This is a genomic window from Shewanella sp. 0m-8 (genome assembly GCF_052977265.1).
The window spans coordinates 1-606 of record NZ_JBRIMB010000114.1 but is presented as its reverse complement, the minus strand read 5'-3'; the positions used below and the strand labels follow the sequence as shown (position 1 = coordinate 606).

Here is a 606-nt window from a genome sequence, read left to right as displayed (position 1 = left end):
GGTGATCAAATTTATCGCCAAACAAAAATTACCACGAGTAAATGCCATGAATGCAAAGCAAGTTTTATCAAAATGCCTTTCTCTTGTCACCCCATTAATGCACAAAACTCGACGACAGAGTTTGTTTTCTGCAATCGAAAGCTCTATGAATGGCGGTTCCCTATCAATCACTGGACTTGGTCGCGGAGTTGATAGTAATGCCTTGGAAAAACATAAGATTAAACGTGTAGACAGGCTTTGTAGTAACGCCAATTTACATCGTGATATCGAGTTCATTTATACCCGTATGGCTTACCTGTTAGTCGGGACAATGAAGCAGCCAATTATTCATATCGATTGGTCAGATCTTGATGACCGAAAGCAACACTTTCTCATCCGAGCATCCCTTGCAGCCCAGGGGCGGTCTTTAACACTCTACGAAGAGATACATCCACTTAATAAGAAAGAGAAGCCAAAAACGCACCTATTATTTATGACAAAATTAAAGGCTATGCTGCCCAATGATTGCAAGCCTATCATCGTAACTGATGCTGGTTTTCGCATCCCTTGGTTTAAGCAAATCTTGTCACTTAATTGGGATTACGTGGGGCGTTTTAGAAATAGAAC

At 40.9% G+C, this 606-nt stretch carries 1 protein-coding gene; it reads left to right on the top strand.

The annotated features are described in order from the left end of the window. Positions 1–46: 46 nt before the first annotated feature. Positions 47–606: IS4 family transposase (locus ACVBIO_RS21605; RefSeq protein WP_447173431.1), on the top strand; the 560-nt coding region annotated here is incomplete at its 3' end.